General features: G+C 72.1%; 14 protein-coding genes and 2 pseudogenes. 12 read left to right on the top strand and 4 right to left on the bottom strand.

Going from position 1 to position 17,893, the window contains the following annotated elements; translation table 11 throughout:
* Positions 1–13 precede the first annotated feature (13 nt).
* The 9 genes from ACSNN8_RS18095 (at position 14) to hpf (ending at position 10,590) form a co-directional block, all read left to right on the top strand.
* A complete protein-coding gene (locus tag ACSNN8_RS18095) occupies positions 14–988 on the top strand; it encodes a cation diffusion facilitator family transporter (protein WP_436650376.1) in 975 nt (324 codons plus the stop codon).
* A 49-nt stretch (positions 989–1,037) separates the two neighbouring features.
* Positions 1,038–2,225 (top strand): mannose-6-phosphate isomerase, class I, encoded by a 1,188-nt coding sequence (gene manA, locus ACSNN8_RS18100; protein WP_436650377.1) that lies wholly within the window; start codon positions 1,038–1,040, stop codon positions 2,223–2,225.
* A 1,220-nt stretch (positions 2,226–3,445) separates the two neighbouring features.
* The gene (locus ACSNN8_RS18105; protein WP_436650378.1) at positions 3,446–4,306 is read left to right on the top strand and encodes a helix-turn-helix domain-containing protein; all 861 of its coding nucleotides are present in this window, start codon (positions 3,446–3,448) and stop codon (positions 4,304–4,306) included.
* A 44-nt stretch (positions 4,307–4,350) separates the two neighbouring features.
* Positions 4,351–4,554, top strand: a complete 204-nt coding sequence (locus ACSNN8_RS18110) for a DUF397 domain-containing protein (protein WP_436650379.1) — start codon at positions 4,351–4,353, stop codon at positions 4,552–4,554.
* 129 nt (positions 4,555–4,683) lie between these two features.
* Positions 4,684–5,373, top strand: coding sequence for an MtrAB system response regulator MtrA (gene mtrA / locus ACSNN8_RS18115; RefSeq protein ID WP_436650380.1), 690 nt, complete (start codon positions 4,684–4,686; stop codon positions 5,371–5,373).
* 26 nt (positions 5,374–5,399) lie between these two features.
* Positions 5,400–7,091, top strand: a complete 1,692-nt coding sequence (gene mtrB / locus ACSNN8_RS18120) for an MtrAB system histidine kinase MtrB (protein WP_436650381.1) — start codon at positions 5,400–5,402, stop codon at positions 7,089–7,091.
* 1 nt (position 7,092) lies between these two features.
* Positions 7,093–8,904: an LpqB family beta-propeller domain-containing protein gene (locus ACSNN8_RS18125; RefSeq protein ID WP_436650382.1), complete on the top strand. Its 1,812-nt coding sequence runs from the start codon at positions 7,093–7,095 to the stop codon at positions 8,902–8,904.
* Positions 8,905–8,917: 13 nt separating this feature from the next.
* Positions 8,918–9,706 carry a ComF family protein gene (locus ACSNN8_RS18130; RefSeq protein WP_436650383.1) on the top strand — a complete coding sequence of 263 codons (789 nt, stop codon included), beginning with the start codon at positions 8,918–8,920 and terminating at the stop codon, positions 9,704–9,706.
* Between the two features lie 263 nt (positions 9,707–9,969).
* Entirely contained in the window at positions 9,970–10,590 is a 621-nt protein-coding gene (gene hpf, locus ACSNN8_RS18135) for a ribosome hibernation-promoting factor, HPF/YfiA family (RefSeq protein WP_436650384.1), read from the top strand.
* A 23-nt stretch (positions 10,591–10,613) separates the two neighbouring features.
* On the opposite strand, the gene ACSNN8_RS18140 is transcribed toward hpf, so the two are convergent.
* Positions 10,614–11,726: a GNAT family N-acetyltransferase gene (locus tag ACSNN8_RS18140; RefSeq protein ID WP_436650385.1), complete on the bottom strand. Its 1,113-nt coding sequence runs from the start codon at positions 11,724–11,726 to the stop codon at positions 10,614–10,616.
* Between the two features lie 164 nt (positions 11,727–11,890).
* On the opposite strand from ACSNN8_RS18140, the pseudogene secA reads away from it, so the two are divergent.
* Both secA and ACSNN8_RS18150 read left to right on the top strand, forming a co-directional pair.
* Positions 11,891–14,411 (top strand): annotated as a pseudogene (secA, locus tag ACSNN8_RS18145) (preprotein translocase subunit SecA); the annotation flags it as partial.
* Positions 14,412–14,515: 104 nt separating this feature from the next.
* Positions 14,516–14,824, top strand: a pseudogene (locus tag ACSNN8_RS18150) (SEC-C metal-binding domain-containing protein); the annotation flags it as partial.
* Positions 14,825–15,087: 263 nt separating this feature from the next.
* Here ACSNN8_RS18150 and ACSNN8_RS18155 read toward each other — a convergent pair.
* A complete protein-coding gene (locus ACSNN8_RS18155; RefSeq protein WP_436650386.1) occupies positions 15,088–15,825 on the bottom strand; it encodes an Rv3235 family protein in 738 nt (245 codons plus the stop codon).
* A 128-nt stretch (positions 15,826–15,953) separates the two neighbouring features.
* Positions 15,954–16,184 (bottom strand): helix-turn-helix domain-containing protein, encoded by a 231-nt coding sequence (locus tag ACSNN8_RS18160; protein ID WP_436650387.1) that lies wholly within the window; start codon positions 16,182–16,184, stop codon positions 15,954–15,956.
* Between the two features lie 238 nt (positions 16,185–16,422).
* Between ACSNN8_RS18160 and ACSNN8_RS18165 the strand changes: the two genes are divergently transcribed.
* A complete protein-coding gene (locus ACSNN8_RS18165) occupies positions 16,423–16,884 on the top strand; it encodes a DUF6912 family protein (RefSeq protein WP_436650754.1) in 462 nt (153 codons plus the stop codon).
* A gap of 8 nt (positions 16,885–16,892) precedes the next feature.
* Here the strand turns inward: ACSNN8_RS18165 and ACSNN8_RS18170 are convergent, their stop codons facing one another.
* Entirely contained in the window at positions 16,893–17,816 is a 924-nt protein-coding gene (locus tag ACSNN8_RS18170) for a hypothetical protein (protein WP_436650388.1), read from the bottom strand.
* Positions 17,817–17,893: the final 77 nt, after the last annotated feature.

The following is a 17,893-nucleotide window of genomic DNA, read 5'->3' on the forward strand; positions in this document are numbered from 1 at the left end:
GCGGAGCCACAGCATGAGCGCAGAAGGCGGTACCAAGGCAATCCTCGCGGCCCTGACCGCGAACCTCGGTATTGCGGCCACGAAGTTCGTCGCCTGGTTGCTGACGAGCTCGTCGTCGATGCTGGCCGAGTCGATCCACTCGGTGGCCGACTCGGGCAACCAGCTGCTGCTGCTGGTCGGCGGCAAGCGGTCGCGCCGCCAGGCGACCCCCGAGCACCCGTTCGGCTTCGGCCGGGAGCGCTACATCTACGCGTTCATCGTCTCGATCGTGCTGTTCACCCTCGGCGGGCTGTTCGCGCTCTACGAGGCGTGGCACAAGATCAGCGAGCCGCACCCGATCGAGAGCTGGCAGTGGGTGCCGATCGTCGTGCTCGTGGTCGCGATCGGCCTCGAGACGTACTCGTTCATCACCGCGATCCGGGAGTCGAACCGCACCCGGGGCAACACCTCGTGGGTCGACTACGTGCGCCGGGCCAAGGCGCCCGAGCTCCCGGTCGTGCTGCTCGAGGACTCCGGCGCGCTGCTCGGCCTCGTGTTCGCGCTGTTCGGCGTGGCGATGACCCTGATCACCGGCAACGGCGTCTGGGACGGCATCGGCACCGCCATGATCGGCCTGCTGCTGGTGGCCATCGCCGCGATCCTGGCGATCGAGACCAAGAGCCTGCTGATCGGCGAGGGCGCCAACCCCGAGGCCACCCGCAAGATCGAGCAGGCCGTGCTGGCCGGCGAGGGCGTCGAGCGGATCATCCACATGAAGACGCTGCACCTCGGCCCCGAGGAGCTGCTCGTCGCCGTGAAGATCGCCGTGCCGCGCGCCGAGCGGGCCGAGGAGCTGGCCCGGCACATCGACGAGACCGAGGAGCGCATCCGCGAGGCCGTGCCGATCGCCCGCATCATCTACATCGAGCCCGACATCTACCGCCCGGGCGCGGCCGCTCCCGCCACGGACGCCACCGCGGTGTCCTCGGCGCCGTCGCCCACCGCCTGATCCTCGCTCCCGTCCACCAGCCAACCGGATAAGGGCTACTTTTTCCGTCATGAGCGTGTTTCCGCTGACCGGGGCCGTCCGCCCGTACGCCTGGGGTTCCCGCACCATCATCGCCGAACTGCAGGGCCGGCCCGCGCCGACCGACGAGCCGGAGGCCGAGCTGTGGCTGGGCGCCCACCCCGGCGACCCGGCCACCGTGCAGGCGCCCGGCGGCCCCGTCAGCCTCGAGACGCTCATCGCCGACGACCCGAAGGGCCAGCTCGGCGCCGAGGTGGTCGAGGCGTTCGGCCCGCGGCTGCCGTTCCTGCTCAAGGTGCTCGCGGCCGAGGCGCCACTGTCGCTGCAGGCCCATCCCGACTCCGAGTACGCCGAGCAGGCGTACGCCCGGCAGGAGGCCGACCCCAGCCTGCCGAAGAACTACACCGACGCGCACCACAAGCCCGAGATGCTCGTCGCGGTCACCCCGTTCGAGGCGCTGTGCGGCTTCCGCTCGCCCGCCGCGGCCGCCGACGCCCTCGAGGCCTTCGGCGTGCCCGGCCTGGCGCCCGTGGTCGAGGCGCTGCGCTCCGGCGACCTGCGCAAGGCCGTCCACACGCTGCTGACCTGGCCCGCCGAGGACCGCAACGGCCTGATCGCCGCGGTCGTGGCCGCCGCCGGCGCCGCCCCCGCCGACCACCCCCAGGCGCCGTCGTTGGCCCTGGCGTCCCACCTGGCCGCCCACTATCCCGGCGACCCCGGCGTGCTGGTCGCGCTGCTGCTCAACCACGTGCGGCTGGCCCCCGGCGAGGCGATCTGGATGCCCGCCGGCAACCTGCACGCCTACCTGCGCGGCGCCGGCGTCGAGCTGATGGCCGCCAGCGACAACGTCCTGCGCGGCGGCCTCACCCCCAAGCGCGTCGACGTCGACGAACTCCTGAACGTCCTGCGCTTCGAGGTCCTCGACGACCCGATCCTGCCCGGCGCCGAGGCGGCCCCCGGCGTCACGACCTGGTCGGTGCCGATCCCCGACTTCGTCCTGTACCGCGTGGACCTCGACGGCACCCGCCCGCCCACCGAGGTCCCCGCCACCGGCCCGCGCATCATCCTGGCCACGGCGGGCGACATCTTCGTCGGCGAGAGCGTCGACGGCACCCCCGTCGAGCTCACCCCCGGCGCCGCCGCCTACGCCCCCGCCGACGCGGGCCTCATCAAGGTCGCCGGCACCGGCCAGGCCTTCGTGGCAGCCGTCCCTTCCTGACCCGCCCACCCGCGCCGCGGCGCCGTCCTCCCGCGCGCCGCCCGCGGTGCCTGTCACCTGCCGTGCGCTGCGCGCGCCGCCATCGTGCCGCGCCCGCCGCTGTCTTTGCGCGCTGTGCCCGCCGCGCGCTATGCGCGCCGGTTGCCTGCTCGCTGTGGCCGCCGCCATCGTGCCGCGCCCACCGTTCTTCTGTGCGCCGTTGCCGCTCCCTGCGGTGCCCGCTTCCTGCGATTCCTGCTCGCTGCGGTGCCGCCGCGCGCCGTGCCCCGTCGTTCTCTAGTCCGCTGTCGCGGGGGCGGCGGCGGCCGCTGAACTCCACGTGCTGTCGCAGGAGCGGCGCCTGGTGATGCCGACGGTCGGCTCGGCCCCGCAACGCCGCCCTTGAAGCGGTTTGGTTAGCTGATCGAGGTCGTCGGCGCCCACTCTGGGTTGCCCTAAGAGGCAGTCAAAACAGGAAATTTCCGGATCTGCTTGACACGGTCTGTGCGGAGTGTGAATCTATAACCACGCAGCGTCATTGGTGATCGGGGGGTCCCACGGACGCGCGCGGTACCAAACCGGGGGGATGAACGGGGCGGCGGGCTCAGGCCTGCCGTCCCGTTCGCTATGCAGGGCTCACCGCCGCACCGTCGGCCGTTCAGAGCCCACCGGCCGCGCGCAACCCGCCGTCGTTGCCCGAAGTGGCCGGCCGCCCGAAGCTCGCGCCCGGCCGCATGGGCCGACAGCCAGTCGCTTGGGCCGGCAGTCAGTCGCCTGGATCGGCAGCCAGTCGCCCGGGCTGGCAGCCAGTCGCCCGGGCTGGCAGCCAGTCGCCCGGGCCGGCAGCCAGTCGCCTGGACCGGCAGCCAGTCGCCGGACCGGCAGCGGCCGTTCGAGGCCCTCGACTCGTCGCCGTCCGGACCGTCTGCCATCGAACGCGACGACAGTGATCCACCGGCGGGTCGCAGTCGCCGGCGCCAGGGACAACCGCCGTGGGCCCGACCGAGTGAATGGCAAGCCGGACAACCGCGGCGTCCGCCGCCGGGCCGGGGGCACGCCGAAGATGGCGAGGACCCCGTCCGCCCGCCGAACGGGGCCTCTCCTTCGGGCCGCAGGTGTTTGCCGCCACCTTCGGACCCGTCGTTCCCCTCCATTACTTCATGGCCCCTGACCTGCTTGCAAGTGCATAGCGTGGGATGCAAGTTGCAGACAGCGACCACCGTGCCGTTATGGTGTTGCGCATGGCGAGGGCAACGTCGACGGCTCGGCGCGAGCTCGGCAACGAGCTGCGCCGGCTCCGCGGTGACCGCCGGGCGGCCGACGTGGCGACGGCGCTCGGCTGGTCGGAGTCCAAGCTCAGCCGCATCGAGACCGCCCACACCGGCATCACGGAGCCCGACCTCGACCGGCTGCTGACGGCCTACGGCGTACGGGTGGAAGACCGTGACCGCCTGCGCGACCTCGCCCGCCGGGGCCGCGCGCGGGCGTGGTGGACGCCGTACCGGTCGTCGGTGCCCGACCCCTACGACGAGTACGTCGCGCTCGAGGCCGAAGCCGTGCTCATCAGCGAGTGGGAGTCGCAGGTGGTGCCGGGGCTGCTGCAGACCGACGAGTACGCCCGTGCCGTGATCGAGGTCGGCGCCGACGTGGGCGCGGCCGAGACGATCCAGCGCCGGCTCGCGCTGCGGATGGCCCGGCAGGCCGTGCTGACCCGGGAGCCGCCGCCGACGCTGCGGATCGTGGTGGACGAGGCGGTGCTGCACCGGCAGGTGGGCGGCCCGGGTGTGCTGCGCCGCCAGCTGGCCCGGCTCGTCGAGGCCAGCAGCCGGCCCGGCGTCGAGCTGCTCGTGCTGCCGTTCAGCGCCGGCGCGCACGCCGGGATGACGGAGCCGTTCATGGTGCTCGAGTTCGCTCCGGGCACGCGCGCCGCCGTCGTCCACATCGAGGGCCTGACGGGTGGTCTCTTCCGGGTGAAGCCCGCCGATGTCGACGTCTACCGCGACGCCCTGTCTGACCTGCGGGAACGCGCTCTTTCCGCAGAGATGAGCCGAACGGTTATCGCTGAGAGGGAGGAAGCGCTCCGCTACTCGACCGCTTCGTGAGTTCCAATGGACACGCACTCTTACTTCACCGAAGGGAACCCACGATGCAGGACGCCACCCTCACCTGGCGTAAGAGCACTCGCAGCGGAGCCGCCGGCCACTGCGTCGAGGTTGCGACCGTTCCGTCGAGCGTGCTGGTGCGCGACTCGAAGGACGTCACCGGTCCGGTGCTCGCCTTCGGCGACGCCGACTGGGCCGGCTTCATCGCCGGTGTCCGGGCCGGGGAGTTCGACCGGCCCAGCGCCTGATCCGCGCGGACAGCCTGCCGGGCGGCCCCCGTCGTGGGGCCGCCCGCTTGCGTGTCGCGGGGCCTCGATCTACGCAAGATCGGCCCCGGGGTACATGGGGTGCGGGAGGACAGTGCAATATTGGACCGCATGAGAGCCCGGGTACTCGTCGTCGATGACGATCCAGCGCTGGCCGAGATGCTCGGCATCGTCCTGCGGAGTGAGGGATTCCTGCCCTCGTTCGTCGCCGACGGCGAACGCGCCCTGGCCGCCTTCCGCGAGAACCGGCCCGACATCGTCCTGCTCGACCTGATGCTGCCCGGCATGAGCGGGATCGACGTGGCCCGCGCGATCCGTGCCGAGTCCGGTATCCCGATCGTGATGCTGACCGCCAAGAGCGACACCGTCGACGTGGTGCTGGGTCTGGAGTCGGGCGCCGACGACTACGTGGTCAAGCCGTTCAAGCCCAAGGAGCTGGTGGCGCGCATGCGAGCCCGGCTGCGCCGCGGGGAGGACGCTGCTCCCGAGATGCTCACCATCGGGCCGCCGGGCAACCAGATCACCATCGACGTGCCCGCGCACACGGTGTCGCGCGACGGCGACGAGGTGAAGCTGACCCCGCTCGAGTTCGACCTGCTGGTGGCGCTGGCCCGCAAGCCGCGCCAGGTGTTCACCCGCGAGGTGCTGCTCGAGCAGGTGTGGGGATACCGGCACGCGGCCGACACCCGGCTGGTCAACGTCCACGTGCAGCGGCTGCGCGCCAAGATCGAGCCGGACCCGGAGCGGCCGGAGATCATTTTGACCGTACGGGGAGTCGGCTACAAGGCCGGCACCGCGTAGGAGCCCCGAGCGGCTAACCTTGCCGCGTGCGCGCTCCGGCCTGGCTCCCGCTTCCGGTTCGCCGCATCCTGCGGGTGGTGCGGCGCTACTGGCGCGTCCTGGTGCGCCGGTTCGCGGTCTGGTCGTCCCCGGCCCGGCGCGCGTGGCGGCGTTCGCTGCAGCTGCGCGTCGTCGCCCTCACGCTGGTGGCGTCGAGCCTGCTGGTGGGCGCGTTCGGCTGGTTCATCGCGGAGCGCAGCGCCAACATCCTGCTGAGCCGGACGCAGGACGAGGTCCAGATCTCGATGCGCAACAAGGTGGCGTACGCGGAACAGCAGCTCAGCGTCCACCCGACGGCACGCGACCCCCGGCTGCCCACCACGTTCACCACGATCGTCAGCCAGCTGGCCGACGGCGACCCCGCCGAGTCCGGCGGCTCGGTCCTGTCGATGCGCGCCGGGCAGTACGCCGACCTGCTGCCGGTCAACCTGCCCAACAACGTCGACACCGAGCAGCTGGTCACCCCCGAGCTGATCCGGCGGGTGTCCGACGACGGCAAGGTGGCCCGGCAGATCGTCACCGCCCGCGTCAACGGGCACACCACCAAATACCTGGCCACCGGCTCGCCCGTGCCGACCAGCTTCGGCCACGTCGAGCTCTACTACCTCGTGCCGCTGACCACCGAGGACAGCGCCGCCGCCCAGATCCGCGCGACGGTGCTGGCCACCGGGCTCGCGCTGGTCATCATGCTGGGCGTGATCGCGGGCCTGGTGACCCGGCTGGTCGTCACCCCGGTGCGGGTCGCGGCGCGCACGGCGCAACGGCTCAGCGCCGGCCTGCTCGACCAGCGCATGAAGGTCGACGGCGAGGACGACCTGGCCCTGCTCGCCGCGTCGTTCAACCAGATGGCGGCGAACCTGCAGCGTCAGATCGTCCGGCTCGAGGAGCTGTCGCGGCTGCAGCGCCGGTTCACCTCCGACGTCTCGCACGAGCTGCGGACCCCGTTGACGACCGTACGCATGGCGGCCGACCTGATCTTCGCCGAGCGCGACGAGTTCGACCCTGCGGTCGCGCGCAGCGCCGAGCTGCTGCAGGCCGAGCTCGACCGGTTCGAGAGCCTGCTCACCGACCTGCTCGAGATCAGCCGCTTCGACGCCGGCTTCGCCGCGCTCGACGCCGAGCACACCGACCTGGTGCCGATCGTCGAGCGGGTCGCCGACCGGCTGTCCGGGCTCGCCGAGCGGGTGGGCGTGACGATCGAGCTGCGGCTGCCCGACACGCCGGTGATCGCCGAGATCGACCCGCGCCGGGTCGAGCGCGTGCTGCGCAACCTGGTCGGCAACGCGGTCGAGCACGGCGAGGCCCGGCCGGTGCAGATCACGCTCGCCAGCGACGACGCGGCCGTGGCGGTCACCGTCCGCGACCACGGCATCGGCCTCAAGCCGGGCGAGGAGCGGCTGGTCTTCAACCGGTTCTGGCGGGCCGACCCGTCGCGCGCCCGGCAGACCGGCGGCACGGGCCTGGGCCTGTCGATCAGCGCCGAGGACGCGCGCCTGCACGGCGGCTGGCTCGAGGCCTGGGGCGCGCCGGGGGAGGGCGCCCAGTTCCGGCTCACGCTGCCGGTGCGCTCGGGCGACCGGCTGCTGGCGGCGCCGTTGCCGCTGATCCCGCGCGACCGGGAGCCGGTGCTGTCGCCCGCGTCCGGCGAAACCGCCGAGCCGAAGGCCGAGGTGGTCTGACATGAGACGCCTGCTCTGCGCCGCGGCGGTGCTGGCCACGCTGCTGGCCGGCGGCTGCGGCATCCCCGACGAGAGCGACGTGACGGTTGTCGGCGACGGACCGGCGGCCGGCGTGTCGGTCGACTACGGCGGCGAGACCCCGGTGCAGAACTCCCGGGAGGACACCGACGACCTCAAGACGTTCGCCGACAACTACCTCAAGGCCGCGGCCGGCGATCCCGACACGTCCGTCAACCGGGTCAAGGCGTTCCTCGCGCCGGAGATGGCGGCCAGGTTCCCGGCGCAGTCCGACATCGAGGTCTTCCGCCCGACCGAGGACCCGCTCTACTCGCCGAGCGATCCCGAGATCACCTACATCGGGCAGGTCGTCGGCACGCTCAAGAGCAACGGCGTGCTGGAGCCCGCCGACGCCACGTCCGGCCCGCAGCGGTACACGCTGCGCATCGGCCCGGTGGAGGGTCACGACGGGTTGTACGTGCTCAACGCGCCGACCAAGATGCTGATGGCCGACGTCACGCTCGAGGCGTTCTACGGGCGCCGCACGATCTACTGGTGGAACAAGGACAACACCGGCCTCGTCCCCGACCTGCGCTACATGCCGCGCACCGTGCCCACCGTGCAGCAGCCGACGACCATCCTGGGCTGGCTCACCGGTCAGCCCGCGTCGTGGCTCGCCGACGCCGTCAACACGCTGCCCCAGGGCACCCAGGCCGCCGACAACGTGCCCGCGATCACCAACGACACCCTCGAGATCCGGCTCAACGAGAAGGCCCTGCCGCCGGGCGCCGACGCGGGGGCGCTCGACCGGCTGCGCAGGCAGCTGCAGTGGTCGATGCGGCCCGTCCCGCGCACCATCACCATCGCGGTCGGCCACAACGATCCGGTGCGCGTCACCGATGGCGAGTACCTCGACAGCAACCCGGCGTACCGGGTCGCCGACGTGCCGGAACGGTTCGCCCTCTTCGACGGGGCGATCCGGCGCCTCAAGGAGACGCCGCACGAGACCGATCCGGTGCCGGTCCTCAAGATGGCGGCGAACAAGAGCATCGCGTCCGCCGCGATCAGCGCGTCCCCGACCCGGGCGTACGCCGCCGTCGTGACCGGTCCGGCCGGCGCACGGCAGCTGCGGGTGGCCCAGGCGCCGCTCGGGGAAGAGGCCGACCTCGTCCAGGTGGGCGGTCTGCCCGGCCCGCTCGGCATGCCGGTGTGGGCGCAGGTGCCGCCCGGTGACGAGGCCGACCGGGCGATCGGGCTGATCACGTCGAACGGGCGGATCTACAGCTTCGACGCCGCAGGGTCGCGGGCCGAGGCGGTCGACTGGCAGGGCGGGCCGGGCGCGGTCACCGCGCTCGCCGTGGCGCCCGACGGGCGGCAGGTCGCGGTGGTCAGCGGCGGCCGGCTCTACCGTGCGGTGCTCGACACCAGCGGCGACGACATCGTGCTCAGCGCGCCCCAGCGGGTGCTGCCGCCGACGGTCAAGGCCGTGGCGGCGGTGGCCTGGATCAGCGAGACCCAGCTGGTGATCGCGGGCGTGCGGCCCAACGGCCGCTACACGGTGTTCGACATGACCGCCGACGGGGCGGTCTCCACGCCGCGCCTCGACGACATCGGCGCCGAGCCGGTGACGTACCTGGCGGCGTACCCGATGAACCCGGTGAACGGCGAGCGCTACGCCGTCGAGGCGTACGTGGCCGGCAACAAGGCCTTCGACGTGCAGAGCGGCCCCGTCTCCATCACGCCCGGGCACATCGCAGGTCTGACGGCGCCGCCACGGGCCGGCTTGAACCCGACCAACCCGTTCTTCCTGGGCTGAGCCGGACGAGCGCGTGGCCGGCCTGCTGGGTGATCTCGCCGACCTGGTGCTGCCGGTTGCGTGCGCCGGGTGCGACGCCGAGCGGGTGCCCCTGCGGTACGGCGCCTGCGCGGCCTGCGCCGCCCGTCTCGAGGCGCTCAGACCTTTCCGTACGGCGCCCGAACCGCCGCCGCCCGGTCTGCCGGTCTGCGTGGCGGTGGGACCGTACGAGGGCGCCCTGCGCGGTGTGCTGCTCGCCTACAAGGAGAGGGGGCGGCACCGGCTCGCGAGGCCGCTCGGCGCGCTGCTGGCGTCGGCGGTGGCCACGCTCGCGCCGCGGGGCACACCGGTGACGCTCGTGCCCGTGCCGTCGACCGCCGCCGCGGTCCGGGAGAGGCACGGCGACCACATGGCGCGGCTGGCCGGGCACACCGTCCGGCGGCTGCGCGAGGCCGGCTGGGACGCCCGCGTCAGCCGTCAGCTCGAAGCGTTACCGCGTCCCGACTCCACGTCACTGAGCGTGGCCGGACGCCGTGCCGCAGCTGACAGTTCGCTGCGAATTCGCGGGCCCCGAATCGGCGTTCCGCGGCGCGCCGCGCCGCGGAAAGGCACGCTGGTGATAGTCGACGACATCGTCACGACCGGGGCCACCCTGGCCGCGGCGACGGGCCGGCTCGAGGAGGCGAAGATGCAGGTCGCAGGCGCTGCGGTGCTGTCCGCCACCCGGTTGAGGCGAGGTTCCCCCTTCCGCTGCGCCGGATTCCCGCCCAGGGGTGCAGATAGGGCGCAATGCAGGGGATCCGGTATCCCTAACGAGGGGTGACGCGGGAGCATCGGCACGTTAGCGTCTTGGTGACGAGGGTATGAGGTTCGCCTCCTACCCGTCCTGCCTCCAGGCGCAGCGTTCCGCGAACGCGCACCGGAAAGGAGTCGTCTCATCCGTGATCGGTCACGTCCGGTGAGTCGGCCGAGAGGCTGACCACGACGTCGCCGAATACAGCACCGACAGCACCGCGTGTAGTTCGGCGCCCCCGGCCCCCTGTTGAGGGCGCCTGCACGACCAGAACACGTTGGGGGAGGTCACGAGTGGACATTGTCGTCAAGGGCCGCAACGTAGAGGTTCCCGATCACTATCGGGAACACGTCGCCGACAAGCTGAGCAAGGTCGAACGCTACGACCAGAAGCTGATCCGGGCGGACGTCGAGCTGTTCCACGAGCGCAATCCGCGCCAGTCGGACAAGTGCCAGCGAGTCGAGATCACTGTCATGACGAGGGGCCCGGTCATTCGCGCCGAGGCCTGCGCCAAGGACTTCTACGCAGCCCTGGACTGCGCCATCACCAAGCTCGACGGCCGGCTGCGGCGTTCCGCGGACCGGCGCCGGGTCCACCGCGGGCGTCACGCGCCCCTCTCGGTGGCGGCGGCCACCGCCGGCCTGCCCACCGACCTCGACCTGGCCCAGGCGGCCGGGGAAACGTCATCGGTCGCCACCGCCCTCGCGGAACACGACGAGGACCAGCCGTGGCGCATCGTGCGCGAGAAGGAACATCCCGCCGACCCGATGACCGTCGACGACGCCCTCTTCCAGATGGAGCTCGTCGGCCACGACTTCTACCTGTTCCTCGACAAGGACAGCGGCCGTCCCAGCGTCGTCTACCGCCGGCGCGGCTATGACTACGGCATCCTGTCGCTGGACACCACGGGCTAGTCACCCATCCCGGCCGAGGGCCTTCAGTTCAGGAGGTCCTCGGCGAGGAGGAGGTACTGCACGTCGTCGACCCGTGTCCCGTCCGGGCCGGGCAGCCGGGCGCGCAGGTAGGCCTCCCGGTGGAAACCCGCCTTCTCCAGCACCCGCTGCGAGCCCAGGTTCGATGGCATCGTGCCGGCGATCAGGCGCGCCACGTCCGTCTCGGCGAAGGCCCACAGCGACAGCAGCTGAGCCGCCCGGGTGGCGAAACCCCTTCCGCGGTACGCCGGGAGCATGCTGTAGCCGATCATGGCCTGCTGCGTCACCGGCTCCTGGTAGAACAGCCCGATGTCGCCGGCCGGCGCGCCGGTCTCGGCGTCCTCGATCACCAGGTCGGCGCGGGTCCCGGCGAGCCAGTGCGCCTCAGCCCGGCCGCAGCGCTGCTCGATGTCCGCGCGTGTCGGCGGCAACGGCGGCACGCTCGTGGCGACCACCTCGGGGAGGCTGAGCAGCTCGGTGAGAAAGTCCACGTCGCCGGGGCCCAGCGGGCGCAGCCGCACGACGTTGTCGGTCAGCTCGCCGCCGGGCAGGTCCGGCAGCAGCCGCGGGGCCGGCTCGTCCGAGTCGCCGGCGAGCCGCGCGTGCACGATCAGGTCGTCGCGCTGCTCGCCGGGGCCGGGCTGCGCCCCCCGCCGTACGCCCTCGCGCTGGAAGCCCGCGGCGAGCGCGACCCGCTGGCCGATCGGGTTGTCCCAGTGGGTGAGCAGCTCGAGGCGCTCGAGGCCGTGGCCGAGGGCGTGCGCGCCCAACGCCCGCAACGCGGCGGTCGCCACCCCGCGGCCGCGCGCCCACGGACCCACCCAGAAGGTGGTCTCGGCCTGCCGGCGCGCCGGCACGACCTTGTCGAAGCCGATGCCGCCCAGCAGCTCGTCGGTCTCGGCGTCGGCGATCGCGTAGAGCGCGCCGCCCTCCGCGAACGTGGCCACGACCCGCTCGGCGATGTACCGCTCGGCGTGGGTGACCGTGAACGGTGACGGCACCGGCGGCAGGAACCGGCGGGACAGTGGATCGTTGAGTCCGGCGGCGAGCGCTTCCGCGTCGTCCGCGTGAAACGCCCGGAGGCGTACCCCTGTGCCGGTGATCTGTGCGATGGTCAAGCGCTCTCCTTTTCCGGGGCTCATCCTGCCCGAAGAGCTGCGCTGAGAGCGAACTTGATGCGACGTTTCGCACGTTTTGTGCGGTTAACCGGAGGCTCGGGTCACAGCTTCGGCCCGAGGGTGCCTACCATGGTTCGGCAGACTGTCTAGGGGAGCGCTGACCCGTGTCGATTTTGGAAAAGGTCCTACGCGCCGGCGAAGGCCGCATGGTGCGCCGGCTCAAGGCGATCGCGGACGCGGTCAATTCGATCGAGGACGACTACGTCGACCTCACCGATGACGAGTTGCGCGAGTGCACCCAGCAGTTCAAGGAGCGCTACGCCGACGGTGAATCGCTCGACTCGCTGCTGCCGGAGGCCTTCGCGGTGGCCCGTGAGGGCGCCAAGCGGGTGCTCGGCCAGCGGGCGTACGACGTGCAGCTCATGGGCGGCGCCGCGCTGCACTTCGGCAACATCCCGGAGATGAAGACCGGTGAGGGCAAGACCCTGACCGGCGTGTTCCCGGCCTACCTCAACGCGTTGAGCGGCAAGGGCGTGCACATCATCACGGTGAACGACTACCTGGCTCAGCGCGACGCCGAGTGGGTCGGCCGGGTGCACGTGTTCCTCGGCCTGACCGTGGGCGTGATCCTGCCCAACCGGCCCGCCGCCGAGCACCGCGCGGCGTACCTGTGCGACATCACGTACGGCACCAACAACGAGTTCGGCTTCGACTACCTGCGCGACAACATGGCGTGGTCGAAGGACGAGCTGGTGCAGCGCGGCCACAACTTCGCGATCGTCGACGAGGTCGACTCGATCCTCATCGACGAGGCCCGCACCCCGCTGATCATCTCGGGTCCGGCCGAGCACTCCGCCCGGTGGTACGGCGAGTTCGCCGCGCTGGTCAACCGGCTGCAGCGCGGCAAGGACGGCGAGGGCGACTACGAGGTCGACGAGGCCAAGCGCACCGTCGCGGTCACCGAGCGCGGCGTCGCCCGCGTCGAGGACCGCCTCGGCATCGACAACCTCTACGAGTCGGTGAACACGCCGCTGGTGGGCTACCTCAACAACGCCATCAAGGCCAAGGAGCTCTACAAGAAGGACAAGGACTACATCGTCAGCCCCGACGGTGAGGTCCTGATCGTCGACGAGTTCACCGGCCGCATCCTGCACGGCCGCCGCTACAACGAGGGCATGCACCAGGCCATCGAGGCCAAGGAGGGCGTGGAGGTCAAGCAGGAGAACCAGACCCTGGCGACCATCACGCTGCAGAACTACTTCCGCCTCTACGACAAGCTCGGCGGCATGACCGGTACGGCGCAGACCGAGGCCGGCGAGTTCAACAAGGTCTACAAGGTGGGCGTCGTGAGCATCCCGACGCACCGGCCGATGATCCGCATCGACCACCCCGACGTGATCTACAAGACCGAGAAGGCGAAGTTCAACGCCGTCATCGAGGACATCGCCGAGCGGCACGCCACCGGCCAGCCCGTGCTCGTCGGCACGGTCTCGGTCGAGAACTCCGAGATCCTCTCGACGCTGCTGCGCCGCCGCGGCATCCCGCACAGCGTGCTGAACGCGAAGTTCCACGCCCAGGAGGCCACGATCATCGCGCAGGCCGGCCGCAAGGGCGCGGTCACCGTCGCGACGAACATGGCGGGCCGCGGCACCGACATCCTGCTCGGCGGAAACCCCGAGTTCCTCGCGGCCAACGAGCTGCACCAGCGCGGCCTCGACCCGGTCGAGAGCCCCGAGGAGTACGCGAAGGCGCTCGAAGAGGTCCTGCCGGTGTGGAAGGAGGCCTGCGAGGCCGAGGCCGCCGAGGTGCAGGCCGCCGGCGGTCTCTACGTGCTCGGCACCGAGCGGCACGACTCCCGCCGCATCGACAACCAGCTGCGCGGCCGCTCCGGCCGGCAGGGCGACCCGGGCGAGTCCCGGTTCTACCTGTCGCTGCAGGACGACCTGATGAAGCGGTTCCGCGCGAGCGCGGTCGAGGCGGTCATGGACCGGTTCAACATCCCCGAGGACGTGCCGATCGAGTCCAAGATGGTGACCCGGCAGATCCGCAGCGCCCAGACCCAGATCGAGGGTCAGAACGCCGAGATCCGCAAGAACGTCCTCAAGTACGACGAGGTGCTCAACAAGCAGCGCCAGGTCATCTACGCCGAGCGCAAGCGCGTGCTCGACGGCGAGGACATGCACGACCAGGTCGAGCACATGATCGACGACGTGATCCGGGACTACGTCACGGCCGCGACCGCCGACGGCTACGCCGAGGACTGGGACCTCGAGCAGCTCTGGACCAACCTGCGCCGGCTCTACCCGGTCAGCGTGACGATCGACGACATCGTCGAGGAGTCCGGTGGCGAGCGGCAGAGCATCGACCAGGAGTTCCTCGCCGAGCAGCTGCGCCAGGACGCCCGCGCGGCGTACGAGACGCGCGAGGAGGAGCTCGGTCCCGAGGCGCTGCGCGAGCTGGAGCGCCAGGTGCTGCTCAGCGTCATCGACCGCAAGTGGCGCGAGCACCTCTACGAGATGGACTACCTGCAGGAGGGCATCAACCTGCGGGCGTACGCCCAGCGCGACCCGGTGGTCGAGTACCAGCGCGAGGGCTTCGACATGTTCAACCAGATGATGGAGGGCATCAAGGAGGAGGCGGTCGGGTTCCTGTTCAACCTGGAGGTCCAGGTCGAGGAGCAGCCCTCGGTGGTCGTCGACCCCAGCAAGGCCGTCCCGCTGCCGGCCGGCGGCGTCGTGGACTCCACGGCGACGCTCGACGAGGACGCGAACGAGACCGAGTCCGACCGCGTCGAGGTCCGCGCCAAGGGCCTGGGCGGCAGCCGGCGCCCGCAGAACCTGCAATACACCGCCCCCGCCATCGACGGTGAGGCCGGCGAGGGTTCCCCGGTGATCCAGCAGCAGCAGGCGCCCGCGCTCGGCATCGGCGCCGGCGGAGCCCCCGTGGTCCCGCCGCCCAGCCCCGCCCACACGTCGGGCCGCCGCCCGCAGTCGTCGGGCCAGGCCGAGGCCTCCAACGGCCCGTCCCGCAACGCCCCCTGCTACTGCGGCTCCGGCAAGAAGTACAAGCGCTGCCACGGCGCCCCCGGCGCAGCCTGACAACGCCCGCCCCGACGGCCCGCCAGCGGTACCCCCGCGGCGGGCCGTCGCCGTTCAGCCCCTGTTCCGCTCCGCGCCGCATCCGGTCCCGGCTCGAACCTGCAGCGCCGCACTACCGCGGCCGGCTCCGGCTCGACCGGCGCCGCCACGCGGCCTCCTCTCCTGGTCGCCCTCTTCCTTCGGGCGTGGCTCGCTCGCCCGGCGATGGGGCCCGGGACGCCCGCTGCCGGGCGTGGTCGGTAGGCGCCCCGGGGGTCTTCGGGTCAGATCAGCCGGAGCGTGGTGGCGCGCCAGCTGTCCTGGTGCAGCTCCAGGCGCAGCGCGAGCGCCCACGTGCGCTCGCCGGTCAGGAGCGCCACGGCGGCCTCCACGGCGCCCGGGCGGGGCTCGCACAGGCGGACGTGCACGATGCCCACGGGCGAGGCCCGCTCGGAGGGGCGTCCGGGGCGCCGTGAGGCCTTGCGCAGGTCGGCCACCCGGTGGGCCGCCGCCATCCCCTGGGCGACCACCTCGGAGGCCTCCATGGGCCGAGCCAGGCGCCGCAGATGAGCCGCCGGGCGGTGGCCGTTGAGAACCTCGACGCAGGTGCGCACGAAGCGGCGCACCGCCAGCTTGGCGTCCGCCGACGCGCCCGCGACGGGGGAGCGGTACGGCCCGTCGTATCCCGGCATCGACCCGCCGCCGCCAGTAGGACCCGCCCGCTCGGGCAACGCGCCGGACGTAGCCGGCGAGGCTCCAGCACCGCGCGGCAACGGCGCCCCTGTACCGTGCGGCGGCGCCCCGCCCAACGCCGCCCGCCCACCGTGCCGCGACAAGGCGACCTCCTGCGAGGACAGCGCGGCGGCAGGCGGGCGCGCGGGCCAGGCGAGCGTCAGCTGATGGGCCGTGGCCCAGAGGGCCGGCTCGAGCTCGTCGTCGAAGGGTGGCTCGCAGCGTGGCGCCGGGCGCAGGCTGATTGCGGGCCCCAGCCCGGCCGACGTTGCCTCCAGCGTCCTCTGCATCGCAGCACCACCCCTGGTCTGATCTTGCGTTTGCCTACGTTTGCCTCCGACAGCGATTCTGGCGAGCGCCGAACGGCAGGGTCAACGCGAGACGAGATCGAACTGGCGCAGACGAGAAGACGGACAAATCACTCGGCATCCGGCGGCGTGAGCGGGTTCTGCGCCACCCACGCGGCCGTCTCGGCGTACTTGTCCTCGATGTACTTCTCCAGGCGCGCCCGCTCCACGCGCCACTGGCCGCGGCCGCCTATCTTGATGGCCGGCAGCTCGCCGCTGCGCACCATGTGGTAGACCTGCGACTCCGAGACGTTGAGCTCGGTGGCAACGTCGGAGAGCAGCAGGAAACGTGGTTCCGCCATGGTCACCTCCCGCCGCCGTCGTCGTGGATGCTTCAGTTTGCCACCGTTCGCCTGTGACGGTTGCCCGGACCCTCGGGTGGCGGGAGCGCGAAGCCCGGCGAGCCACGATCAGGACACGACTGGTGGAATGGGCCTTCCCCGCGCCGCCGTGGCGGTGTACTACGGGGACGGTTCAACCGCTGGAGGAGATGTGCCGATCACCGAGCTGGTCCGGGTCTACGTGCCGGCCACCGTGCCGATGCTGTCGGCCCTGCGCGCCGACGGGCAGCTCGGCTCCGGGCCGCTGGAGGCGCACGCCGTGACGCCCGCGCTGCGGGAGTGGTATGCGGAAGGCGACGAGGAGGAGCTGGAGTACGTCGCCTTCACCCGTGCCGCCCAGGGGGCGCTGCACCTGCTGCGGCTCGACCCGCAGGCCCCGCGCCGGCGGGTGGTGGTCTCGGCCGACGTGCCGTCCACCGCGCTCGTGCGCGAGGACGTGGAGCTCGGCTCGAGCACCGTCCGGCTGCCGCAGCCGGTGTCGCTCAAGGAGGTTGCCGCGATCCACGTGGACGGCGCCGACGCGGCCGAGGCGGTGGGGGCCGCCGCCGAGGTGGTCGACGAGGCGGCCGCGGGCGATCCCGACGCCCAGTTCACGGTCGACGGCGCCGAGGACCACGAGCTCGAGTGGTACGCGGTGACCGAGCTCGACGAGCTGGTCTGAGCGGCGGGCTACGCGTCCTCGTCGTCGGGGGCGGGGCTGATCGTGCGGCCGACCGCGATCGTTGCGGAGATCGCCCCCACGAACAGGATGATCAGGGCGCTGTTGAGGCGCGCGCCGCTCAGCGTCTGCTGGACGGCCAGCTCGAGCTCGCTGACCCGCCCGGCGAGGTCGAGCACCCGGCTGCCGGCCGTACGGGTCAGGATCTCGGCGATGACCAGCAGCAGACCGGCCCCGGCGCCCGCGAGCGCGTAGAGCGGCCACGGCACGTCCAGCTCGTTCGTCCGGCGGCGGTCGCGGCGCAGCACGAAATACGCCACCAGGCCCGCGGCGAGGCCACTGAGGAACCCCTGGCCGTACGAGAACCACTGTGACGCACTGGCCTGGGAGGCGGGGTCGCCGGAGCTGAGCGCGTCGAGCAGCGGGCCCTGGAACAGGTTGAGCACGAAACCGACCACGAACACGGCGACCGAGGCCCAGCCGACCGCGTTCACGACCCGGGGCACGCGGAAGCCCGCGAGCGCCCCGCCGATCGTGGCGGCCGCGGCCACCGTGCCGCCCATCACGGCGTACACCCAGCCCTCGGTGTTGATCGTGACGATCACCAGGGCGCCCAGCAGGCCGACGACCAGCCCGCTGCCGGTGGCGACCAGGAAGCGGCTGCCGGCGCCGAGCTCGCGGCGGCGGCTCAGCAGCGCCAGGACCGCGAGCGCGACTGTGGACCCGGTGACGAGGCCGGCCGAGATGGCGCCGGGCAGCGCGTAGGCCGTGGAGGTCACCTCCATCTCGGCGTCGGTGCGGCCGGTGATGGTGGCGCGGGCCGACCACAGCATGGCGCCGGTCCAGACGAGCGTGACGATCGCCAGCAGAAAGCCGTTCGACGAGGCGGCAGCGTCGGCCGTCTGCGGGGCCGGTGCGACCTCCTGCTTACTCATGGGGCTCAGGGTACGCGGCCGGACCGCGTGGCCCGGCGCACCTCCGGCCGCTAAACGGAGTGGGGCACAGGCGACAA

Origin of the sequence: Actinoplanes sp. URMC 104 (genome assembly GCF_051386375.1) — a bacterium.
GTDB lineage: Bacteria > Actinomycetota > Actinomycetes > Mycobacteriales > Micromonosporaceae > Actinoplanes.